Origin of the sequence: Pseudarthrobacter sp. NPDC055928 (assembly GCF_042270935.1) — a bacterium.
In the GTDB taxonomy this organism is placed as follows: Bacteria; Actinomycetota; Actinomycetes; order Actinomycetales; family Micrococcaceae; genus Arthrobacter.
The window spans coordinates 1-23,466 of sequence record NZ_JBHJZH010000018.1; the positions used below are offsets into that span (position 1 = coordinate 1).

Genomic DNA, 23,466 nt, shown 5'->3' on the forward strand with positions numbered 1-23,466 from the left:
CCCGATGAGGGCGCGACGATCCGGTTCGGGTCCAAGGTCCCGGGCACGCAGATGGAAGTCCGGGACGTGACGATGGACTTCGGCTACGGGCATTCGTTTACCGAGTCCTCTCCGGAGGCGTATGAGCGTTTGATCCTGGATGTGCTTTTGGGTGAGCCGCCGTTGTTCCCGCGGCACGAGGAAGTGGAACTGTCCTGGAAGATCCTGGACCCGTTCGAGGACTACTGGGCCACCCTGGACGAACAGCCCGAACCCTACGCCCCGGGGTCCTGGGGCCCCGCCAGCGCTGATGAGCTGCTGGCCCGTGACGGACGAACCTGGAGAAGGCCATGATTGTTGACCTGCCGGACACCACTACCTCGAAGATTTCCAAGAAGATCATGTCGCTGCGGGAGCAGGGCGGCGTGATCGCCCTGGGCCGGGTCCTGACCCTGGTGGTGGTGACCAAGTCCGGGCTGGAGGAAGAAGCGATCGAGGCCGCGAACGAGGCCAGCCGCGAACACCCCTGCCGGATCATCGTGCTCGCCGACGCCGGAGCGCAGGCCCCGGACAGGCTGGACGCGCAGATCCGGGTCGGCGGGGACGCCGGCGCGTCCGAAGTCATCGTGCTGCGCGGCTACGGGGAACTCGCGCACGAGTCCGAATCACTCGTCGCGGCCCTGCTGCTGCCGGATGCCCCGATCGTGGCCTGGTGGCCGCACGGGGCGCCGGAGAACGCCTGCGAAACCTCGATCGGCCGGATCGCGCACCGCCGGATCACGGACTCGGCCAACGAACCGGACCCCCAACTGGCGCTGGAGAACATCCGGTCCACGTACAAGGCAGGCGACACCGACCTCGCCTGGACCCGGCTGACTAACTGGCGGATCCAGCTCGCCGCGGTCCTGGACCAGGTCGATTCCTCCCCGGTGACCGCCGTCGCCGTCGAAGGAGCCTCCGACTCCCCCTCCACCATCCTGCTCGCAGCCTGGCTCACCCTGTCCCTGGACGCCCCCGTCACCATCGTCGCGGACCCCGCCGGGACCGGCATCCGCCGCGTCCGCCTCACCCGCCCCGGCGGCGACGTCCAACTCTTCCGCCCCGGACTCTCTATCGCCGAACTCACCCAACCAGGCCAACCCGCCCAACGCATCTCCCTGCCACGCCGCAGCCTCCGCGACTGCCTCGCCGAAGAACTCCGCCGCCTCGACCCCGACGAGGTCTTCGGAGAAGTGATTACTATTGGACTGCCACGTACAAATCTAAGGAGCGTCCGACCCAGTGAGCGTTGAGCCAAGAGTAAGCATTCATCCTGATTCGTCCGTCCTGATGGCTGCCATCGCAGCCCGCCTGATCACCAAACTCGTTGATGTACAGGACAAACACGGTGAAGCCACCGTGGTCCTGACTGGCGGCACGGTGGGCATCGGTACCTTGAAGGCTGTTGCTGACTCCCCGGCTGCGCCCGCGGTCGACTGGTCGAGGGTGAACTTCTGGTGGGGTGACGAGCGGTTTGTTGCCGCTAACGACGCCGACCGGAACACCAAGCAGGCGTTCGACGCACTGCTGTCCCACATCCCGGTGGATCCCGCCAGGATCAACCAGCCGGCGTCGTCCGACGATTTTGACACTCCGGAGGAGGCTGCAGAAGATTACGCACGCAGGCTTCGGGAAGCCGCCCAGGCCGAACATGCTGCAGACATGTCGGATGACCGTCCGGACGAGCCGGGCATTATTCCGCGGCTGGATGTTGTCCTGCTGGGCGTTGGGCCCGACGCGCATGTGGCATCCCTGTTCCCGGAGCAGGGCGGTATCCGGGAGAAGTCGCTGACCGTGGTCGGTGTGCGCAACTCCCCCAAGCCGCCGCCGATGCGTATCTCACTGACGCTGCCTGCCATTAACACGGCAGCCGAAGTCTGGATGGTAGTCGCAGGTGAGGACAAGGCCGGTGCGGTGGGCCTGGCCCTGGCCGGTGCAAACCCGGTACAGGTCCCTGCAGCCGGCCCGAGGGGCACCGCCCGGACTCTGTGGCTTATCGACGAGAACGCAGCCTCACGTGTCCCGCAGCAGCTCGTCCGCAAGGACGCCGCGGGCGCGTAGCCTTTCGAGCGCTCCGGCCAGGACGTCTTCGGCGTCCTGGTCGGAGCGTCTTTCTTTAACGTATTCGAGGTGGCTCTTGAAACCCTCGTCCGGGATGTCCAGGCCTGCGGCTTCGCTGCCGTCCCTGGATGCCGGGGCGCCACACCTTCGGCAGTCCCACATCACCGGGATCTGGTCCTCCGGAAGTTTGATAAACACGGGGGTGGTCTCGTGTCCCTTGGCGCACCAGTAGGACACGCGGATACGAGGGAGACTTTCACCGTGAAGGTCTTCGGACTGGTGCCTGGGGCCGGCTCCCTCCGTGACACCCACACGGGTGCCGCGGAAGCCTGAAGCAGTATGTACCATTCGGGACTCCTGACCGCTTAAACGAAACTGTGGCTGTTGGGAGCCAACAGCCACAGTTTAGTTCGCAGTTTCCCCTGGCGGCAGTGCCGGACGGGGATCAGTTGCTTCCGGACCTCAGGAGTCGCCGGAGCCGCTGAACCTCATGATGAGGCCGAGGGCGATGATGACAATGCCCCACGTGACGCCCAGGATGATCGTGAACCTGTTCAGGTTCCGTTCCGCAACGCCGGAGGAACTCAGTCCGGAGCTCATGCCGCCACCGAACATGTCCGACAGGCCACCGCCCCGTCCTTTGTGCAGGAGGATGAGCAGCGTCAGCAGAAGGCTGGTGATGCCCAGGAGAATCTGCAGAATGACATGAAGAACGTCCACGACGGCCTTTCGGAAGATTGGGAATTACGGGAGCTTACGCTGCGTACTGGACTAATCCGTCAGCAGGTGACTCTCGAACCTGACAATATTAGCAAACTCAGCGGGGTCGAGGCTCGCGCCGCCCACCAACACGCCGTCGACGTCACGTTCCTTGAGGATTGCGGCAACGTTGCTGGCCTTGACGGAACCGCCATAGAGGAGGCGAATCTTGGCAGCGACATCGTCACCGAAAATCGTGGCCAGTTCGGCACGGATGGCGGCGCACATTTCCTGTGCATCTTCCGGGCCTGCCACCTCTCCGGTGCCGATGGCCCAGACGGGCTCGTAGGCCACAACAAGCTCGCTGGCCTGTTCCGGCGTGAGGCCTGCGACGTCGGCGCGGAGCTGGGTCAGCGTGTGCTCGACGTGGGTACCGGCCTGGCGGACTTCGAGGCCTTCACCGACGCAAAGCACGGGGACGATGCCGTGCTTGTACGCCGCCTTGACCTTGGCGTTGAGGACCTCGTCCGACTCCAGGTGGATGGTGCGGCGTTCACTGTGGCCCACAAGCACGTACTTGCAGCCGAGCTTGCCCAGGAACTGGCCGGAGATGTCCCCGGTGTACGCTCCGGAATCGAACTGGGACAGGTCCTGTGCGCCGTAGGCAACGTCCAGTTCATCGCCCTGGACGAGCGTCTGCACGCCGCGAAGGTCCGTGAACGGCGGGAAGACAGCAACCTCAACCCGGTTGTAGTCGTGCTTGGCGTCCGACAGGGTCCAGGCCAGTTTCTGCAGGAGGGTGATGCCCTGGACATGGTCCATGTTCATCTTCCAGTTGCCTGCGATGAAAGGCGTCCGGTCAAAAGAGCCATTCGTTGACGTAGTCACGTATTCTCCAAAAGTTCTGAGGATGTATTCGGCCGGCAGGGAACCCGCAGGCTCCCTGCCGGCCGGAGGACTTGGCAGTCCAAGTTGGCAGGCGTGATGACTTAGCGGTCCAGGACAGTCAGTCCGGGAAGGTCCTTGCCTTCAAGGTATTCCAGGCTGGCGCCGCCGCCGGTGGAAATGTGTCCGAACTGGTCATCGGAGAAACCGAGCGTACGGACGGCGGCAGCGGAGTCCCCGCCGCCCACCACGGTGAACGCGTCGGCTTCGGTCAGGGCCTGCGCTACCGCCCGGGTACCGCCGGAGAAGGCCTCGAATTCGAAGACACCCATGGGGCCGTTCCAGAACACGGTCTTGGCGCCCTTGATCCGGTCCGCAAAAGCTGCGGCGGAGTCGGGTCCGATGTCCAAGCCAATTCCCTGGGCACCAAAGCTGCTGCCCTCGATGCCGTCCGCCGGGACGGTCTCGTGATCGGCGTCGGCGGAGAACTTGCTGGCCACCACGATGTCAGTGGGAACAACAAACTCGGTTCCGGCGTCGGCTGCCCGCTTCAGGTAGTCCTGGACAACCGGGATCTGGTCCTCCTCGAGGAGGCTTCCGGCCACTTTGTGGCCTTCTGCGGCGAGGAAGGTAAACAGCATGCCGCCACCCACCAGGATGGTGTCAGCCTTGCCAATGAGGTTGTCAATGACGGCGAGTTTGTCGGAGACCTTGGAACCGCCGAGCACCACCACATAGGGACGCTGTGTGTCGGCCGTGAGCTTGCGCAGCACCTCCACTTCGGTGTGCACGAGGTCACCCTGGAACGACGGAAGCCGGGTGGCGACGTCATACACGCTGGCGTGCTTGCGGTGCACAGCGCCGAAAGCATCATCAACAAAGGCGCCGTTGTCCCCGGTAAGGGAGACCAGTTCATCCGCAAAGGCGGCGCGTTCGGCGTCGTCCTTGGAGGTTTCGCGGGCGTCAAAGCGGACGTTCTCCAGGACAAGCGCCTCACCGTCCTGCAGTGCAGCGGCTTGTTCCTTCGCGGAGCTGCCAACGGTGTCGTCGGCGAGGGAGACCTTGAACCCTGCGAGTTCGGCCAGCCGGGACGCGGCAGGCTTGAGGGAGTATTTCTCCTCCGGAGCGCCCTTGGGCCGTCCGAGGTGGGCTGTTACCAGCACGCGGGCACCGGCGTCCGTGAGCTTCGTCAGGACTGGAAGGGAGGCCTTGATCCGGCCGTCGTCCGTCACTGTAGAGCCGTCGAGCGGCACATTCAGGTCACTTCTGACAAGAATGTACCGCCCGCGGACACCTTCAGCGATCAGTTCGTTGAGGGTGTGAAATGTCATGTGTCTAACCCTAGCCCAGCTTGGATGCGACGAGCTCCGTCAGGTCCACGAGGCGGTTGGAGTAGCCCCATTCGTTGTCATACCAGGAAACAACCTTGACCTGGTTGCCGATGACCTTGGTCAGCCCTGAGTCGAAGATGGACGACGCGGGGTCACCCACGATGTCCGAGGAAACGATCGGAGCGTCCGTGTAGGTCAGGATGCCCTGGAACGCGTCGGAGTCGGCAGCCTTCTTCAGCGCAGCGTTGACTTCCTCGACGGTGGTCTCGCGGCCAACGGTGACGGTGAGGTCGGTTGCGGAGCCGGTGGGGACCGGGACGCGGATGGCGTAGCCATCCAGCTTGCCCTTGAGCTCCGGGAGGACCAGGCCGATTGCCTTGGCCGCACCGGTGGAGGTGGGGACCATGTTGATGGCGGCGGCACGGGCACGGCGGAGGTCGTTGTGCGGTCCGTCCTGCAGGTTCTGGTCGGCGGTGTAGGCGTGGACCGTGGTCATGAGGCCGCGCTCGATGCCGAACTCGTCGTTGATGACCTTGGCCAGCGGGCCGAGGCAGTTGGTGGTGCAGGACGCGTTGGAGATGATGTGGTGCGCAGCGGAGTCGTAGAGCTCGTGGTTGACGCCCATCACGATGGTGATGTCCTCGTCGGATGCCGGAGCGGAGATCAGGACCTTCTTGGCGCCTGCGTCAATGTGCTTCTGGGCGGCAGCGGCCTTGGTGAAGAAGCCGGTGGACTCGATGACGATGTCGACACCAAGCTCCCCCCACGGGAGGTTGGCCGGATCGCGCTCGGCGAGGACCTTGATGATGTTGCCGTTGACAACGATGTTTCCGTCCTTGACCTCGACGGTTTCGGTCAGGCGGCCGCCGACGGAGTCGTACTTGAGCAGGTGGGCCAGGGCCTCAGGGCTGGTGAGGTCGTTGACTGCAACGATCTCGAGGTCCGCACCCTGTGCGAGTGCTGCGCGGAAGTAGTTGCGGCCGATACGGCCAAAGCCGTTGATACCAATACGGGTCGTCACTTTTTCAGTCTCCTTGGTGCTTGCTTAAGCACAACTAGTTGAGCGGGCGTTCAAGCCAACTAACAGATCCCGCACGCCATTGGGCAGAGATGATTAACAGATTGGAGGGCGACCAGCCACGTTGCTGAAGGCTAACCGCCTTCCGTGATCCATCTTACGTTTAAGTAGGTCCGCCCCCGCAAGTGCGGGGGCGGACCTTCCACATTCCGGCCCTAAAGCGCCTAAATGTGAAGTTTGTTACAGGCAGATGTTGCGCCAGTCACTACGGGAGGGTGATCAGTCCCGTGGCGTTGGTGCGTGCTGCGTCGAACCGCTTGGCGACGTCGGCCCAGTTTACGATGTTCCAGAAAGCCTTCACGTAGTCAGCCTTGACGTTGACGTAGTCCAGGTAGAAGGCGTGCTCCCACATGTCAAGCATCAACAGCGGGGTGGTGCCCAGTGCCACGTTGCCCTGCTGGTCGTAAAGCTGCTCGATGACCAGGTTTCCGCCGATGGGCTCGTAGGCCAGGAAACCCCAGCCGGAACCCTGCAGGCCGAGCGCCGCAGCGCTGAACTGGGCGCGGAACGCGTCAAAGGAGCCGAAGGCGTCGTCGATGGCCGCAGCCAGTTCGCCTTCGGGCTTGTCGCCACCGTCCGGAGACAGGTTGTTCCAGAACACCGAGTGGTTGACGTGGCCGCCCGTGTGGAACGCGAGGTCCTTGGAAAGGCGGTTGATGTTGGCGAAGTCGCCCTTATCGCGCGCCTCTGCCAGCTGGGCCAGCGCGTTGTTGGCACCTGCAACGTAGGCAGCGTGGTGCTTGCTGTGGTGCAGCTCCATGATGCGCGCAGAGATGTGCGGCTCAAGGGCGGCGTAGTCGTAGCTGAGTTCAGGCAATACGTACTCGGTCACAAGATCCTCCAATGTCGTGGACTGACTGTCCGGTTGGTAACTCTCTCGGATTGTGCATCCGGATGGCGGGCATCCGGAAGATTGCTGCGGCGGAGATGGCGGGCATTTCCGTCACATGGTCTTGATTCTAGGGGGCTGCTACTCGTCCAGCATTTCCGGCGTCACATTGGCGTCCGTCCCGGGGATGCCAAGGTCAAGGGCACGTTTGTCGGCCATGGCCAGCAGCCGGCGGATCCGCCCGGCGATGGCGTCCTTGGTCATCACCGGGTCCGCCAGGCGGCCAAGTTCATCCAGGCTGGCCTGCTTGTGGGCGACCCTGAGCTCGCCGGCATATTTGAGGTGGTCCGGAACGTCGTCCCCCAGGATCTCCAGCGCACGATCGACCCGTGCCCCGGCGGCCACGGCGGCCTGTGCGGAGCGCCTGAGGTTGGCGTCGTCGAAGTTGGCCAGCCGGTTGGCCGTGGCGCGGACTTCCTTGCGCATCCGGCGTTCTTCCCAAACCATGAGTGCGTCGTGGGCACCCATGCGGGTCAGGAGGGCAGCAATGGTGTCGCCGTCGCGGATGACCACGCGGTCCACTCCCCGGACTTCCCTGGCCTTGGCCTGGATACCCAGGCGGCGGGCGGCCCCCACGAGTGCCAATGCCGATTCCGGCCCGGGGCAGGTCACTTCCAGGGACGAGGAACGGCCAGGTTCGGTGAGGGATCCGTGGGAGAGGAAGGCGCCGCGCCACACGGCTTCGGCGTCCGCTGCCGATCCGTTAACGACGGCGGAAGGCAGCCCCCGTACGGGCCGGCCACGGCCGTCCAGGAGCCCGGTCTGCCGGGCCAGCGCTTCGCCGTCGCGCACGACCCGGACAACGTAGCGGCTGCCCTTGCGGAGCCCGCCACCGGAGACGACGATGATTTCGCTCTGGTGTCCGTAGACTTCCGCGATGGCGGCCCTGAGTCGCCGTGCCGTGGACGCCAGGTCCACTTCAGCCTCGATCACGATCCGGCCGGAGATGATGTGCAGTCCGCCGGCGAACCGGAGCATCGCGGAGACCTCGGCTTTGCGGACCGATGATTTCTTAATGTCCAGACGGGACAGTTCTTCTTTGACCGATGCTGTCAGTGCCATGGCACCTTCCTAACTGTTCCCAAAAATGTCGTGGTACGCCGTTGCCAGACGCAAGGGGTCATGGACGGGTCGGCGGCCCGACGCCCCTACTTTACCCAAGACGACCTCGGCACCGATCATCCCGGCTGCCTTTTCGAACTCCTGCCTGTCAGGAACGGAGGCCGGATCGGCGAGCACGACGTCGACGCTGAAGTCCGGGGCGTATTTGCGCAGGGCGTGGAGGTGGTCGGCAGCGGTCATACCGGACGTCTCCTTGGTGTCCGTGGCCAGGTTCATGGTCAGGCACCGTTTGGCGGCTGTCCCGCACAGCGCCTGCCGCATTTCCGGCAGCAGCAGGTGCGGCAGCACGGAGGTGTACCAGGACCCTGGGCCGAGGATCACCCAGTCGGCGAGCTCGATGGCGGTCAGAGCCTCAACGCAGGCGGGCGCTGCCTCGGGGAGCAACCTGACGTGTTCCAGCGAACCGGCCACGGCACAGCGCGCCTGGCCGACAATGGTCTGCAGTGCCGACGTGCCATCCGGGGACGCGAGGCGGATGTCGCCTTCAATCGTGAGCGGGACGGTGGACATCGGCAGTACCTGGCCGCGAGCCCCCAGCAGCGCGCCGGCCCATTTCAGTCCGGCGACGGCGTCGCCCAGCAGTTCCCAGAGTGTGACGATCAGCAGGTTGCCCATGGCGTGCTCGTCCAGTGAGCCGCCACGGCCCTCCCCCGGCCGGAAGCGGTGCTGCATCACGTCGCGCCAGGTTCGGCCCCAGTCGGTGTCGTCACATAGCGCGGACAGTGCCATGCGCAAATCCCCGGGCGGCAGCACGCCGTACTCTTCGCGCAGACGCCCGGACGAGCCGCCGTCGTCCGCCACTGTGACGATCGCGGTGAGCTCGGAGGTGAGCAGCCGCAAGGCGGAGAGGGAAGCGAACAGGCCGTGGCCACCCCCGAGTGCAACGACGGTGGGGCCTTTGTCCTTCTGGCTGGATCCAGTTCCGCCAGAAGGCGGAACCAGAGGCAGCGGGCCGGTAAGCATCCCCATTACTCGCGGCCCAGGTCCCGGTGGGTGGTTGTCACGGTGACCCTGGGATATTGGGCCAGTTTCTTGGAAAGTTCGACGGCGACGGCTACAGACCTGTGCTTGCCACCCGTGCAGCCGACGGCGATCGTGGCGTAGTGCTTGTTTTCGCGGCGGTAGCCGTCGAGGACAGGTTCCAATGCCAGCACATAGCGGTCCACGAAATTCTTAACCCCCTCGGCCTCCAGCACGTATTCGCTGACGTCCTTGTCCAGCCCCGTGTGGGGGCGCAGTTGGGGCACCCAATGCGGGTTCGGAATAAAGCGGACGTCGGCCACGTAGTTGGAATCGACCGGAAGGCCGTATTTGAAGCCGAAGCTCATGACGTTGAGCCGCAGGGCCACCGGGCCGGTCTCGCTGAAGAGTTCGGTGATGGCCGTGGCCAGGCCATGGACGTTGTAGGTGGATGTATCCAGCACGACGTCGGCGCTGTCGCGCAGTTCCGTCAGCAGCTCACGTTCGGCTGCTATGCCGTCAAGGATCCGGCCGCCTTCCTGGAGGGGATGCGGCCGGCGGCCCTGTTCGAAGCGGCGGACCAGGACGTCGTCGTTCGCGTCCAGGAACAACACCCGGAACGTGACACCGCTGGCGGCCAGCGCGCCGAGGGCGGCGCGGATATCGGCGAACAGACCCTTGCTGCGGACGTCCATCACAACGGCCAGCCGGGGAATGGACTGGGGCGCGTGCGAGACCAGTTCCGCGAGGGTTCCCAGCATCTGCGGCGGAAGGTTCTCCACGACGTACCAGCCATGGTCCTCCAGCGCGTCCGAAGCCGTGCTGCGTCCCGCCCCGGACATCCCGGTGACCACCAGCAGTTCCGCTTCGAGGGGCTTGACCGGCGTCAGCCCGTCCTGCTCCGTCCCGGATCCCGCCGTCGAGTCTGCCATTGATTCCGCCCCGTTCCTGTCCTCATGTTGGCGGGGAACCGCAAAGGCGGAATCCCCGACCTTTACCCTAGCTAAGTTTCAAGGATTTCGCCGGTGGCCATGTTCACTGCCGGGACCAGGTCGGCAGTCTCGGCGTCGGAGCCGAAGTGGGCAACAATGGCAGCAGCCAGCGCCGGGCCGATGCCCTTTGCCTCCGAAAGCTCTTCCGCAGAGGCCGCCTTGACCCCCTTGACCGAACCGAAATGGTCCAGCAATGCTTTGCGCTTGGACTCACCCAGCCCCGGCACGCCATCAAGTGCGGAGACCGTCATGGCCTTCCCGCGCTTCTGGCGGTGGAAGGTGATGGCGAAGCGGTGGGCCTCATCGCGGATTCGCTGCAGCAGGTACAGCCCCGCCGATGTCCTGGGGAGGATTACCGGGAAGTCGCTGTCCGGCAGCCAGACTTCCTCAAGGCGTTTCGCCAGGCCCACGACGTAGACGTCGTCGATGCCGAGATCGGCGAGGGCGCGGGCGGCCGCGTTGACCTGGGGCTTGCCGCCGTCGACCACCACCAGGTTCGGCGGATAGGCGAACTTTGCCTTCGGAGCAGAGGTAGTGGTGTCCAGTACCGCCGCGTCCCCGGCGGCATTGAGCGCAGCTTGGTGCCCGGAAAGGGCAGAAGCTTCCAGCTGTGCCGTTTTGTCCGTGAGGTAGTGCCTGAAACGCCTTGTCAGGACGTCGTGCATGGCGGCGGTGTCGTCGGCGGCTGCGTCGCCGGTAACGGAAAACTTTCGGTAATCGGACTTTTTGGGCAGCCCGTCCTCAACCACCACCATGGAAGCCACCACATTGGTGCCTTGGACGTGCGAGACGTCATAGCATTCGATGCGTAGGAGCGCCACGGGCAAGTCCAGTGCTTCCTGAAGCTCCTGGAGCGCCTGGGAGCGGACCGTGAGGTCACCGGCACGCCGGGTTTTGTGCAGTTTGAGGGCATGCTCGGCGTTCTCGCGGACCGTGGACATCAAGGCAGCCTTGTCGCCGCGCTGCGGTACCCGGATGTCGACTTTGGCGCCCCGCAGCCCGCCGAGCCATTGCGTCAGCTCGGTGTGGTTGCTGGGGACAACAGGGACCAGCACTTCCCTCGGGAGCCGGCCGTGGCTGTCGCCGTCCTCGCCGTAGACCTGCTGCAGCAAGTGCTCCACGAGATCCGGAAGAGTTGAATCCTCGACCTTTTCGACCACCCAGCCCCGCTGGCCGCGGACGCGGCCGCCCCGGACGTGGAAGACCTGCACGGCGGCCTCGAGTTCGTCCTCGTGAAGTGCGAAGACGTCGGCATCCGTGTCCTCCGCCAGGACCACTGCATTCCGCTCGAAGACTTTGCGCAGTGCGGCGATGTCATCACGCAGCCGTGCGGCGCGCTCATAGTCGAGCTCCGCCACGGCGGCAGCCATTTCCTTTTCGAGCCGGGAGATAAAGCGCTTGGCCTCGCCGCCCATAAACGCGCAAAAGTCCTCAGCCAGGGCCCGGTGGTCCTCCGGGGAGATGCGGCCCACGCAGGGCGCCGAGCATTTGTCGATGTAACCAAGCAGGCACGGCCGGCCACTTGCCTGGGCCCTCTTAAGGACACCGGCTGAGCAGCTGCGCACCGGGAACACGCGCAGGAGGGTGTCCATGGTTTCCCTGATGGCACCGGCGGTGTAAGGGCCGAAGTAACGGGTGCCTTTTCGCCTGTCACCCCGCATGACCTGGACCCTGGGCAGCTTTTCGCTCATGGTGAGGGCCAGGTACGGGTAGGTCTTGTCGTCCCGGAAGACCACGTTGAACCGGGGCTTGAACTCCTTGATCCAGGTGTACTCGAGCTGCAGGGACTCCAACTCGCTGCCCACTACGGTCCACTCCACGCTGGACGCCGCGTGCACCATGGCATAGGTCTTGGGCAGCAGGCCGGCCGGGTTCGCGAAGTAGGAATTCAGCCGTGACCGGAGGCTTTTGGCTTTGCCGACGTAGATGACCCTGCCGTGGGGGTCACGGAACCTGTAGACCCCCGGGTTGGTGGGAATTTCTCCCGTTTGGGGCCGGTAACTTGCTGGATTTGCCACCTATCCAGTCTACTGAGGCGGCGCGGCGGCTTGTGCCACCTGAAGCGCGCGGCTCCTAATCCGTTGCTTTGCTCTGGTTGTAACTGGTGGAGCGTTCCTGCCCGCTGAGTTCGGCAATCGCATCCATGATGCGGTCAGTCACCTGGCGGCGGGCGGGAAGGGAGTGGTCGGGGCCGGTCTTGTCGAAATAGAGCGGCTCACCCACCTTCATGGTGAAGTGATGCGGCTTGAAACCCTTTTCACCCGCCGGCTGCAGGTTCTCCGTGCCAATCAGGCCGACGGGGACTACGGGGGCTCCGGTTGCCAGCGCAAGCCAGCCCACGCCGGTGCGCCCGCGGTAGAGGATTCCGTCCCGGGACCGTGTGCCTTCCGGGTAGATGCCGATGCCCTTTCCGTCCTCCAGGATGTCCATAAGGGTTTTGAGCGCCTGGACGCTTGCTGCCTGCTCGCCGCGCTCCACGGGGATGGACCCCACGGACTCGAAGAAAGATTTCATGACCTTTCCCTTGACGCCACCCGTGGTGAAGTACTCGGCTTTGGCGAAGAAGGCCACAGGCCGCGGCATCAGTGCCTGGACGATGACGCTGTCAAAAAACGAGAGGTGGTTCGGCGCCACAATGAAGGGCCCCTCTTTGGGGACGTTTTCAAGGCCGACGACGGTGGGCCGGCAGGTACCCGCGACGAGCCCGCGAAAGGTCCAGCGGACCGCCTCAAACAGTGCCATCGTTGTGCACCTCACTCATAGCTGCGGTGTGGATGGCTTCCAGCCGTTCGATGGCCGCCACCAGGTCCGGGGCGGTGTCCACGACGGCGACTGCGCCTGCGTTCTCCAGCTCGCCGTTGGGAGCGAATCCCCAGCTCACGCCGATGCAGTCAAGGCCGTTGGCGATAGCACCTGCCACGTCCTGGGCCCGGTCCCCCACCATGACGGCGTGCTGGGTGGTGAGGTCGCCCAGCGCCGCGGCAATAATCCCTGCCTTGCCCACCGGACCCGCGGCGGCCGCGGACTCGTCATCGGCTGAACCCCTGATGAAGCTGAACTTGCCGGCAATACCGTGGTGCTGAAGGACAATTCGGGCCAGGCCCTCAGGCTTCTGGGTGGCCACAGCCACCGGACGGCCTGCGGCTGCGAAGCTGTCCAGCACATCCAGGATTCCCGGGTAGAGCCGGCCCTGGGCAATGCCCTGCGCCAGGTAGTACTGCCGGTAGAGGCGGATGACGTCATCGAGCTTGTCCGCCGGAACCTGCGCCACGGTCAGGAGCGAGTCGCTCAGTTTGGGACCGATCATCGCGTCCAGGAGCTCCTGGCCGGGGACCGGGAGCCCCAGCTCCCGGAGGGCCGAAGCGATTCCGTCTGTTATCCCACCGGCCGGATCGACAAGAGTGCCGTCCAGGTCGAAGATCACGGGCACTGTTGTTTGAGTCACCGGCTTAGTTTCTCACGACACCTGTCCAGCCTGAAACTCGCATACCCGTCAGGGAATATTTCGGGAATGCTTCGGCCGGTGCCGACGCCGTTAGCCCAGAATTTCAGCGAGGAACGCTGCCGTGTGGCTCTCCGTCGATTTGGCTACCTGTTCCGGGGTTCCGGTGGCCACGATCTGGCCGCCGCCCGAGCCGCCGTTCGGGCCAAGGTCCACAATCCAGTCGGCGCTCTTGATGACGTCCAGGTTGTGCTCGATGGTGATGACGGTATTGCCCTTGTCTACGAGGCCCTGCAGAACCATCAGGAGCTTGCGGATGTCCTCGAAGTGCAGGCCCGTGGTGGGCTCGTCAAGGACGTAGACGCTGCGGCCGTTGGACCGCTTCTGCAGTTCCGCCGCCAGCTTGACCCGCTGGGCCTCGCCACCGGAGAGCGTTGTGGCAGGCTGTCCCAGGCGTACGTAGCCCAGGCCGACGTCCACCAGCGTGTTCAGGTGCCGTGCGATGGGCGAGAAGGCGGCAAAGAACTCCGCCCCTTCCTCGATGGGCATGTTCAGGACATCGGCGATGGTCTTACCCTTGTAGTGGACTTCCAGGGTTTCCCGGTTATACCGGGCACCATGGCAGACCTCGCAGGGCACATAAACGTCCGGGAGGAAGTTCATTTCGATTTTGAGCGTGCCGTCGCCCGAGCAGGCTTCGCAGCGTCCGCCCTTGACGTTGAAGGAGAACCGGCCCGGAAGGTAGCCGCGGACCTTTGCCTCGGTGGTCTCCGCGAACAGCTTGCGGATGTTGTCGAAGACGCCGGTGTAGGTGGCCGGGTTGGACCGCGGGGTGCGGCCGATGGGGCTCTGGTCCACATGCACCACCTTGTCAAGGTGCTCCAGGCCCTGGACCAGCTTGTGCCGGCCGGCCACCTGCTTGGCTCCGTTGAGCTTGTTGGCCAACACCTTGTAGAGGATTTCGTTGACGAGTGTGGACTTGCCTGAGCCGCTGACGCCGGTCACGGCCGTGAACAGGCCCAGCGGGAAGGCGGCATCCACGTTGACCAGGTTGTTTTCCCGGGCGCCCACAACCTTGAGCTCACGCTTTTTGTCGTACTTGCGGCGCTTTTTGGGCACCTCGATCTGCTTTCGGCCGGACAGGTAGTCGCCCGTCAGGGATTCCGTGTTCTTGAGCAGGTCCTGGTAGGACCCGGAGTGCACCACCTGGCCGCCGTGCTCGCCGGCGCCGGGTCCGATGTCCACGATCCAGTCCGCCACGTGGATGGTGTCCTCATCATGCTCAACCACGATGAGGGTGTTGCCCATGTCCCGCAGCCGAGTGAGGGTGTCGATCAACCGGCGGTTGTCCCGCTGGTGCAGCCCGATGGATGGCTCGTCGAGGACGTAGAGCACGCCCACGAGCCCCGATCCAATCTGCGTGGCCAGCCGGATTCGCTGCGCTTCGCCGCCGGACAGAGTTGCGGACGGGCGCTCCAAGTTGAGGTATTCCAGCCCCACGTCCAGCAGGAAGGTCAACCGGGCCTGGATTTCCTTGAGCACCTGATGTGCGATTTGTGCTTCGCGGCCGGTCAGCACCAGGTTGTTCAGGAAGTCCGCGCAGTCGCGCATCGGCAGGGCGGCGACGTCGGCGATGGACTTGCCGTTGATGAGGACCGAGAGGGAGGCAGGGTTCAGCCGCGCCCCGTTGCAGGCGGGGCACGGAATCTGCCGCATGTATTCTTCGTAGCGGTCGCGGGCCCAATCAGAGTCCGTTTCACCATGCTTGCGGTGGACGTACTGGATGGCGCCTTCGAAGCCGGTGCTGTATTTCCGCTCCCGGCCAAACCGGTTTTTGTACTGGACCACCACTTTGTGGTCCTTGCCGTGCAGGACCGTCTGGCGGACGTCGTTGCCCAGCTTCTCCCACGGTGTCTTCATGGAGAAGCCCAGTTCCTTCGCCAGGCCTTCCAACAGCCGGTTCCAGTACTCAGTGGTAGCCGTGCCCAGGGACCATGGGGCGATGGCACCCTCGGAGAGGGAAAGCTCCGGGTTGGGGACAATCAGTTCCTCGTCCACTTCGAGCCGGGTGCCGATGCCGCTACAGGCGGCGCAGGCGCCAAAGGGATTGTTGAAGGAGAAGGAACGGGGTTCGATCTCGTCAATGGCAAGCGGGTGCTCGTTGGGGCATGCCAGGTTCTCGGAGAACGCGCGCAGCCGGCCGGGGTCATCGGCGTCCAGGTCCACGAATTCTGCCAGTACGCGTCCTTCGGCGAGGCCGAGGGCTGTCTCGATGGAATCTGTCAGGCGCTGGCTGATGCCTTCCTTGACCACCAGCCGGTCCACCACTACCTCGATGGTGTGCTTGAACTGCTTGCCCAGCTTCGGGGCGTCACTGAGCTGGACCAGTTCACCGTCCACACGCGCCCGCGAGTAACCCTTCGCTGTGAGTTCCTTGAACAGTTCCACGAATTCGCCCTTGCGTCCGCGAACAACCGGGGCGAGGACCTGGAAGCGAGTTCCCTCCTCGAGCTCCAGCAACTGGTCCACGATCTGCTGCGGTGTCTGCTTGGCCACGGGCTCGCCACACACCGGGCAGTGCGGCCGGCCCACCCTGGCCCACAGCAGGCGCATGTAATCGTAGATTTCGGTGATGGTCCCCACAGTGGACCGCGGGTTCTTACTGGTCGATTTCTGGTCGATGGAGACTGCGGGCGAGAGTCCTTCGATGAAGTCGACGTCGGGTTTGTCCACTTGCCCCAGGAACTGCCGGGCGTAGGCTGACAGCGATTCGACGTAACGCCGTTGCCCCTCGGCGAAGATGGTGTCAAAGGCAAGGGAGGATTTCCCGGAGCCCGACAAGCCGGTGAAGACGATCATGGCATCGCGGGGAAGGTCCAGGTCCACGTTGCGCAGGTTGTGTTCGCGCGCACCCTTCACCACCAGGCGGGAGAGGTCCGGACGTACAGGCTTGACGATGGACTTTTCAATGGTGGCGGGCACGGACTCGACTGCTGTTTCTTCAGCTACGGCTTTAGGCACCCACTAATGCTAATCGAAAACTTCTTCGAATATCCATGCAGCGTGCTACTCAGCATCGTAAGCGGCCGCGAGGAGCTGTACGGCTTCTGCGAACGATGCCCCCTGTGCCCGGGCAGCGGACGCGTACGTAGCCGCCGCGGCGGAGAGTGTTCCCCAGCGTTCGTCCCGCGCGCAGACAACCGTACCGTTCCTCCCCCTGGTGGCAACCACTCCAGCCGCCTCGAGTTCCTTGTAGGCGCGGGCGACGGTATGAGGGGCGACGTCGAGCTGACTTGCGAGGCTCCGCACCGCCGGAAGCCTGGTGCCCGGCGGCAACGCTCCGCTGTCCGCCAGCTTGATCACTTGCAGTCGGAGCTGTTCGAAGAGCGCCACCGTGCTGCCCTGGTTCGGCTTCCATTCCCCGGGAAAGGGCGACGCCGCGGTCAAATGCCCGCCTCCAATGCACCGGCACCCATGGCGTCAGCCTCCAGCGGCCGACTCTCCAAGGGAGGGAGGCCTGCGGCCTCTTCCTTGGCGTCACCGTTCTTGCGTCCATTGGGGTGGCCAGCGAACTGGGCAGCGTAAAGCCGGGCGTAATAGCTGTTGGCGGCCAGCAGGCTGTGATGCGTGCCTTGCTCCGCGATGCGTCCGTGGTCCATGACCAGAATTAGATCAGCGTCCCGGACTGTGGACAAACGGTGCGCGATGACAAAACTGGTTTTCCCGCGCCGGAGCCTCTGCATGGCCTGCCGGATCAGCACTTCGGTCCGGGAATCCACGGAACTGGTGGCTTCGTCGAGGATCAGCACGCTCCTGCCCGCCAATTGGGCGCGGGCAATCGTAATCAGCTGGCGCTGGCCCTGGCTCAGCGGGTCCCCTCCGTTGTGAAGCATGGTGTCGTAGCCAGCGGGCAAGGCCCGGACGAAGTGGTCCACGTGCGTGGCCTCCGCGGCGGCAACGACCTGGTGCTCCGTGGCTCCGAGGCGCCCATAAGCGATGTTTTCCCGGATGGTTCCGGCGAAAAGCCAGGCATCCTGAAGGACCACGCCAAAGGCTGAGCGCAGAAGATCCCGGGGCATGGCCGCGATATCGGTTCCGCCTATGGTGATGCGCCCTGACCCTAATTCGTAGAACCGCATCAGGAGGTTGACCACTGTGGTCTTTCCGGCGCCGGTGTGGCCTACGATCGCCACCGTCTGGCCTGGTTCTACCGCGAAGGACAGGCCGCGCACGGCGTGGACCCGCTCGCGATAGCCGAACGTAACGTTATCGAAGACGATGCGGCCGGCCGGTTCTGTTGTTGACTTTTTCGCCCGGCGTTCCGAAGGCAGCTCCACGGCGTCGAGGAGGTCGAAAACCCGCCCTGCGGATGCCATGCAGGACTGGATGACGCTCAGCAGGCCGCCGATCTGGCCCACGGGCTGGGTAAAGAGCCTGCTGAACTGGATGAAAGCCTGGATTCCCCCGATGGTCATCGCTCCGGCAGTGACCTGCAGCGCTCCCACGACGGCAACTGCGATGTAATTGAGGTTGGCCACCAGGATCATCAGCGGCTGGACCAGGCCCGACGAGTATTGGGCCTTGGTCGCAGCCCTGGCCAGGCGATCGTTGCTGGCAGCAAACACAGCAGCTGCCTGTTCCTGGTAGCCAAAAGCCTTGATGACCTCATGCCCCGTGATGAATTCCTCGACGTGCGCGTTCAGTTCGCCTGTCTCGGTCCATTGCCGCGAGAAATGCGATTGGGACCGGCGCGCCACCAGCACGGTAATCACCGTGGAGAGCGGAACGGACAGCAGGGCTATGCAGGCGAGGAGCGGCGAGATCCAGAGCATCATCGCCAGTGCGCCGCACAGCATCAGGACCGACATGATCAATTGGGTGAGGGCCTGGCTAAGGGCCTGGGCGATGTTGTCGATGTCATTCGTGGCCCGGCTGAGGACGTCGCCCCGCGACTTTTCCTGGAAGTAGGTTGACGGCAACCGGTTCAGCTTGTCCTCCACCGCGGCCCGCAGGCGGTACATCACGCCCTGGACGGAGCTGGCCGTAAGTGAGCCCTGGATCCAGTTAAATAGCGAGGCGCCGACGTACATCAGTGAGACTGCCCCGAGCACGCTGCCCAGTGCACGCGAGTCTAGGGTGCCGGCCATCACTCCCTCCACCACGATGTCCGTGGCGTCGCCCAGGTACTTAGGGGCGGCAACATTCAGCCCGGCAAAAAGGCAGGTCGCGGCAATGGCGCCGGCCATGGCCCACCGGAAGGGGTTCAGCAGTCCGAGCAGCCTGCGGGCAGTGGGCCAGAAACGCAGCCCCGCCTCCCCACCCGGCAGCGGCGCGGTCATGGCATGTCCCCCAACGCCAACTGGGACCCTGCGATCTCACGGTACGTTGGGGAAGTTTCCAGCAGCTCACCGTGCGTACCCCCGGCCACCAGGCGGCCGTCGTCGAGCACCAGTATTTGGCCCGCACCCGCGACAGTGGAAATCCGTTCGGCCACGATAATCACGACGGCGTGTCCCAGCGCCGTTTCAAGGCGGTCGCGCAACCGGGCTTCAGTATCAAAATCCAACGCTGAGAAGCTGTCATCAAAGAGATAGAGGGGCGCGCGGCGAAGCACCGCCCTGGCAACGCACAAACGCTGGCGCTGGCCGCCGGAGAGCGTTGTTCCCCCCTGGCCCACCGGAGCCTGGAGCTGCAGTGGAAGTTCCCGCACGAATTCCGCCGCCTGGGCAGTCTCCAGCGCGTCCCAGAGCTCGGCATCTGCGGCGTCCGGGGCCGCGACCCTCAGGTTGTCGGCGATGGTCCCGGTAAAAAGGTGGGACCGCTGCGGCGCCAAGGCGATGTTCTGGCGGAGGACATCCAGGGGCATGGACCGGATGTCCCGTCCCGCGAGGGTGATGTGGCCGGACGTGGCGTCAAGAAAACGAGGCAGCAGGTTGATCAGGGTAGATTTCCCGCTGCCCGTCGAACCCACAATTGCGGTGATGCTGCCCTGCCGGGCCGTGAAGGAGACCGCTTCCAGCACCGGGGCCTCGGCGCCGGGGTAGGAGAAGGAGACGTCGCGGAAGGCGAGATCACCGCCGTCGAACGCTGGCCGGTCGGTGCCTGTGGGGACTTCCGGGCGACGGTCCGCGACCGAAGGGGAGGTGTCAAGAACGGCCCGCAGCCGCTCGGCACACACGGCGGCCCGGGGTCCGGTCATCAGGACATACATGGCCATCATGATGGCCAGCAAAATCTGCAGAATATACGCGATGAAAGCTGTCAGGGCGCCGAGCTTCATGTCACCGGCCTGGACCCGGTGTCCGCCAAACCAGATAACGGCGACCGAGGAAAGGTTCACGACGATCATGATCAGCGGCAGCATGCCTGCCACGAGCAGGGCAGACTGGAGGTTGTTCCGTGTCAGCCTGCCGTTCGCCTGCGCAAAGCGCTGGGTCTCGTGGTCCTGCCGGACGAAGGCCCTGATGATGTTCGCGCCGATGATCTGTTCCCGCAGCACTTCGCCGGTCCGGTCCAGGAGCTCCTGTCCATCACGGTACAGCGGAACCAAGCGGCGCACGATGACGTACATGATGGCCATCAGCACCGGCACCACCACAATGACGACCGAGGAAAGCGCCACATCCTGCTGCAGTGCCAGGACGATCCCGCCCGCGCCCATGACCGGTGCCGCTACCAGCATGGTGAAGACGAGCACGGCGAACGATTGGATCTGCAGGGTGTCGTTGGTGGTCCGGGTCACCAGGCTCTGAGCGCCGAAGGACGCGACTTCCTGGGATGAGAGCGATTGGATTTTCCCGAAAACCTCCTGGCGCAACTGCGCACCGAGCTGCATTGCCACTACGGCCCCAAGATACCCGGCCGCCAGGGCTGCCGCCGCCTGAACAACCGCAATGGCGGCCATGACTGCGCCGAGCCTGAGAATGACATTGGTGTCGCCAGGGACGATGCCGTCGTCGATGATGGCGGCATTGACGGTGGGCAGCAGCAGGTTGCCAAGGGTTTGGACCAACTGCAGGAAGACGATGGCTGCGACAGCGACCTTGTGGGCGGCGAGCAGCCGGATCATCAAGCCGATAAGCACTGCACCTCCACAAGTCGTCTGGAGGCCAATCGGGAACAGGATGCCCCTCCCCCAACAGCCGCTCCGTCATTGTAAGCCACATCACATTCGTTCTGTTGTCACGCGGCGTGACGCGTGCCGTAAGCAATCTACAGGGAATGGAATTCCAGGCCTAGGCGTTTTTCCGGGCTACCGCGAAGATTCTTCGGAACGGGAACGCTGTCCCTTGTTCCGTGGATGGGTAGGCCCACCATGTCCGTATCCTCGAATGTCTCCATGGTCTGTTGTTCGCACCGGTCCCGCGAGCCTGACCCGCCCTCGCCAGGATCTGCGGCGGCTCCCGGGCACTAAGCTGGAAAGCAATGAAACTCGTTGACCAGCTGCCCGTCCTGCCCGCCTCAAACCCCACGGGTGCAGGCATTGACCCGGACGCCTTGTACACACAATTCCTGGAATGGACCGAAAGCCGCGGGCTTGCCCTGTACGCTGCCCAGGACGAGGCCATCATGGAACTCGCCACGGGCGCCAACGTCATCCTCGCCACGCCCACCGGTTCCGGAAAATCGCTCGTCGCCATCGCAGCGCATTTCCAGGCAATGGCGCGGGGGCAGCGCAGCTACTACACAGCGCCCATCAAGGCACTTGTCTCGGAGAAGTTCTTTGCCCTGTGCGACATTTTCGGCGCCGAGAATGTTGGCATGATCACCGGTGATTCGGGCGTGAACCAGGACGCACCCATCATCTGCTGCACGGCCGAGATCCTGGCGAACATCGCCCTCCGCGAAGGGGCAGGTGCGGACCTTGGCGCCGTGATCATGGACGAGTTCCATTTCTACTCGGATCCCCAGCGCGGCTGGGCGTGGCAGGTGCCGCTGCTGGAGCTTCCCCAGGCCCAGTTCCTCCTGATGTCCGCGACGCTGGGCGACGTAAGCCGGTTCGAGGACGGCATCACCGAACTCACCGGCAGGCCCACCACCACCGTCAGTTCCGCCGAGCGTCCCATCCCGCTGCACTACTACTACCACCAGACGCCGGTCCACGAGACGCTCGAGGAACTGCTGTCCACCAGGCAGGTTCCTGTGTATGTGGTGCACTTCAGCCAGATCGAGGCGATCGACCGCGCCCAGACCCTGATGAGCATCAACGTGTGCACCCGCGAGGAGAAGGACAAGATCGCGGAGCTGATCGCCAACTTCCGTTTTGCCGCAGGCTTTGGCAAGACCCTCAACAGGCTCGTCAGGCACGGCATCGGCGTCCACCATGCGGGCATGCTGCCGAAGTACCGGAGGCTCGTCGAACAGCTTGCCCAGGCAGGTCTGCTAAAGGTGATCTGCGGAACCGACACGCTGGGCGTGGGTATCAACGTGCCCATCCGCACCGTGCTGCTCACGGCTTTGAGCAAGTACGACGGCGTACGCACCCGGCTGCTCAACTCACGTGAGTTCCACCAGATTGCCGGCCGGGCAGGACGCGCGGGCTATGACACCGCAGGGACGGTGGTGGTTCAGGCGCCGGAGCACGTGACGGAAAACGTGAAGGCAATGGCCAAGGCCACAGCCAAGTTCGGCGATGACCAGAAGAAACTCCGCCAGGTGGTCAAGAAAAAGCCGCCGGAAGGTTTTGTGTCGTGGGGTGAGCCTACGTTCAAGCGCCTGGTCGAGTCCGTCCCCGATCCCTTGAACTCAAGCTTTAGCGTGACCCACGCGATGCTGATGAACCTGATGGAGCGTCCGGGCGACCCGTTCCAGGCCGCCCGGCGGCTCCTGACCGAGAACCACGAATCCCGGTCATCACAGCTCCAGCTCATGAAAAGAGCCCTGGGGATCTACCGGGAACTGCTTGCCGCGGAGGTAGTGGAACGCATTCCGGTGGCGGAGCAGGGCGCTGACGGCAGGACCGTCAGGCTCACCGTCCACCTTCAGGCCAACTTTGCGCTGAACCAACCGCTCTCGCCGTTCGCCCTCGCTGCACTGGAACTGCTGGATCCGGAGTCGCCGTCGTACGCCCTGGACGTAGTGTCCGTGATTGAGGCGACGCTGGAGAAGCCCCGGCAGATCCTGTCCGCCCAGCAGAAGAAGGCACGCGGCGAAGCCATCGCCGCCATGAAGGCCGACGGCATTGAGTACGACCAGCGCATGGCCATGCTGGAGGAGGTCACGTATCCGCAGCCGCTCGCGGAGCTCCTGGGTGAAGCCTTCGAGGTCTATCGCAAGGCTGCGCCGTGGGTGGGCGACTTTGAGCTGGCACCGAAGTCCGTGGTCCGGGACATGTACGAGCGTGCCATGAACTTCGGCGAATTTGTCCAGTTTTACGGGCTGGCGCGCTCCGAAGGCATTGTCCTTCGCTACCTCGCCGACTGCTTCAAGGCGTTGCGCCAGACCGTACCGCAGGATCTCCTCCGCGAGGACCTCGAAGATCTCATCGCCTGGCTCGGCGAACTGGTCCGGCAAGTCGATTCGAGCCTGCTGGACGAATGGGAGGAACTGACGTCGGGGGCAGCGCCCACACCGCACGATGCACCGCCTCCCCCGCCGCCGTCGCTGACATCCAACATCCGGGCCTTCCGGGTGATGGTGCGCAACGAAATGTTCCGCAGGGTGGAACTGTTCGCCGATGAGGACGCCGCAGCGCTGGGCGAGCTCGACGGCGGTGCAGGCTGGGATGCCGAGCGTTGGGAGGACGTCCTGGACGACTACTTCGACGAGCACAACGACATCGGTACCGGGCCTGATGCCCGCGGCCCGGGCCTGCTGATCATCACCGAGGAACCGGGGCTGTGGAAGGTCCGGCAGATCTTTGATGACCCGGCACGTAACCACGACTGGGGAATTTCTGCGGAGGTGGACCTCGCCGCCTCCGACGAAACCGGCACGGCAATGGTCCGAGTGACAGACGTCAACCGGCTCTAGGGCCCTAGTAAACTCGG

Annotated in this window: 19 protein-coding genes and 1 pseudogene; 4 read left to right on the forward strand and 16 right to left on the reverse strand. The window is 64.2% G+C overall.

Annotation, left to right across the window (positions count from 1 at the left end):
• The 3 genes and pseudogenes from ACFC25_RS18945 to pgl all read left to right on the forward strand — a co-directional run.
• A pseudogene (locus ACFC25_RS18945) lies at positions 1-333 on the forward strand (glucose-6-phosphate dehydrogenase); the annotation flags it as partial.
• Positions 330-1,271, forward strand: a complete 942-nt coding sequence (locus tag ACFC25_RS18950) for a glucose-6-phosphate dehydrogenase assembly protein OpcA (protein WP_376048045.1) — start codon at positions 330-332, stop codon at positions 1,269-1,271. The pseudogene ACFC25_RS18945 and the gene ACFC25_RS18950, both read left to right, overlap by 4 nt.
• A complete protein-coding gene (gene pgl, locus ACFC25_RS18955) occupies positions 1,261-2,079 on the forward strand; it encodes a 6-phosphogluconolactonase (protein ID WP_376048048.1) in 819 nt (272 codons plus the stop codon). Before ACFC25_RS18950 ends, pgl begins: the two co-directional genes overlap by 11 nt.
• Here pgl and ACFC25_RS18960 read toward each other — a convergent pair.
• The 16 genes from ACFC25_RS18960 to ACFC25_RS19035 form a co-directional block, all read right to left on the reverse strand.
• Positions 2,032-2,427: an RNA polymerase-binding protein RbpA gene (locus ACFC25_RS18960; RefSeq protein WP_337347309.1), complete on the reverse strand. Its 396-nt coding sequence runs from the start codon at positions 2,425-2,427 to the stop codon at positions 2,032-2,034. The two genes, pgl and ACFC25_RS18960, sit on opposite strands and share 48 nt — an antisense overlap.
• 114 nt (positions 2,428-2,541) lie before the next feature.
• Positions 2,542-2,799: a preprotein translocase subunit SecG gene (secG, locus tag ACFC25_RS18965; RefSeq protein ID WP_337347308.1), complete on the reverse strand. Its 258-nt coding sequence runs from the start codon at positions 2,797-2,799 to the stop codon at positions 2,542-2,544.
• A 51-nt stretch (positions 2,800-2,850) separates the two neighbouring features.
• On the reverse strand, positions 2,851-3,666 hold the full coding sequence (gene tpiA / locus ACFC25_RS18970; RefSeq protein ID WP_376048051.1) for a triose-phosphate isomerase: 816 nt from the start codon (positions 3,664-3,666) through the stop codon (positions 2,851-2,853).
• Positions 3,667-3,767: 101 nt separating this feature from the next.
• Positions 3,768-4,994: a phosphoglycerate kinase gene (locus tag ACFC25_RS18975; RefSeq protein ID WP_337347306.1), complete on the reverse strand. Its 1,227-nt coding sequence runs from the start codon at positions 4,992-4,994 to the stop codon at positions 3,768-3,770.
• A 10-nt stretch (positions 4,995-5,004) separates the two neighbouring features.
• Complete coding sequence (gap, locus tag ACFC25_RS18980; RefSeq protein WP_337347305.1) at positions 5,005-6,015, reverse strand: type I glyceraldehyde-3-phosphate dehydrogenase; 1,011 nt, start codon at positions 6,013-6,015, stop codon at positions 5,005-5,007.
• 262 nt (positions 6,016-6,277) lie between these two features.
• A complete protein-coding gene (locus tag ACFC25_RS18985) occupies positions 6,278-6,904 on the reverse strand; it encodes a superoxide dismutase (protein WP_337352486.1) in 627 nt (208 codons plus the stop codon).
• Between the two features lie 138 nt (positions 6,905-7,042).
• Positions 7,043-8,023, reverse strand: coding sequence for a DNA-binding protein WhiA (gene whiA, locus ACFC25_RS18990; RefSeq protein WP_066284919.1), 981 nt, complete (start codon positions 8,021-8,023; stop codon positions 7,043-7,045).
• A 9-nt stretch (positions 8,024-8,032) separates the two neighbouring features.
• On the reverse strand, positions 8,033-9,052 hold the full coding sequence (yvcK, locus tag ACFC25_RS18995) for a uridine diphosphate-N-acetylglucosamine-binding protein YvcK (RefSeq protein ID WP_337347304.1): 1,020 nt from the start codon (positions 9,050-9,052) through the stop codon (positions 8,033-8,035).
• Positions 9,052-9,975, reverse strand: a complete 924-nt coding sequence (gene rapZ / locus ACFC25_RS19000) for an RNase adapter RapZ (RefSeq protein WP_337347303.1) — start codon at positions 9,973-9,975, stop codon at positions 9,052-9,054. The genes yvcK and rapZ overlap by 1 nt, the downstream gene beginning before the upstream one ends.
• Positions 9,976-10,046: 71 nt before the next feature.
• Positions 10,047-12,053, reverse strand: a complete 2,007-nt coding sequence (uvrC, locus tag ACFC25_RS19005) for an excinuclease ABC subunit UvrC (RefSeq protein WP_337352487.1) — start codon at positions 12,051-12,053, stop codon at positions 10,047-10,049.
• A gap of 55 nt (positions 12,054-12,108) precedes the next feature.
• Positions 12,109-12,777 (reverse strand): lysophospholipid acyltransferase family protein, encoded by a 669-nt coding sequence (locus ACFC25_RS19010; protein ID WP_337347301.1) that lies wholly within the window; start codon positions 12,775-12,777, stop codon positions 12,109-12,111.
• Entirely contained in the window at positions 12,764-13,480 is a 717-nt protein-coding gene (locus tag ACFC25_RS19015) for an HAD hydrolase-like protein (protein ID WP_337347300.1), read from the reverse strand. The genes ACFC25_RS19010 and ACFC25_RS19015 overlap by 14 nt, the downstream gene beginning before the upstream one ends.
• Positions 13,481-13,570: 90 nt before the next feature.
• Complete coding sequence (uvrA, locus tag ACFC25_RS19020) at positions 13,571-16,498, reverse strand: excinuclease ABC subunit UvrA (RefSeq protein ID WP_337347299.1); 2,928 nt, start codon at positions 16,496-16,498, stop codon at positions 13,571-13,573.
• Between the two features lie 45 nt (positions 16,499-16,543).
• Complete coding sequence (locus ACFC25_RS19025; protein ID WP_337347298.1) at positions 16,544-16,924, reverse strand: GntR family transcriptional regulator; 381 nt, start codon at positions 16,922-16,924, stop codon at positions 16,544-16,546.
• On the reverse strand, positions 16,921-18,816 hold the full coding sequence (locus ACFC25_RS19030) for an ABC transporter ATP-binding protein (protein ID WP_376048060.1): 1,896 nt from the start codon (positions 18,814-18,816) through the stop codon (positions 16,921-16,923). Before ACFC25_RS19030 ends, ACFC25_RS19025 begins: the two co-directional genes overlap by 4 nt.
• Positions 18,813-20,546 (reverse strand): ABC transporter ATP-binding protein, encoded by a 1,734-nt coding sequence (locus ACFC25_RS19035; RefSeq protein WP_376048181.1) that lies wholly within the window; start codon positions 20,544-20,546, stop codon positions 18,813-18,815. The genes ACFC25_RS19030 and ACFC25_RS19035 overlap by 4 nt, the downstream gene beginning before the upstream one ends.
• A gap of 356 nt (positions 20,547-20,902) precedes the next feature.
• Between ACFC25_RS19035 and ACFC25_RS19040 the strand changes: the two genes are divergently transcribed.
• A complete protein-coding gene (locus tag ACFC25_RS19040; RefSeq protein ID WP_337347296.1) occupies positions 20,903-23,449 on the forward strand; it encodes a DUF3516 domain-containing protein in 2,547 nt (848 codons plus the stop codon).
• Positions 23,450-23,466 lie beyond the last annotated feature (17 nt).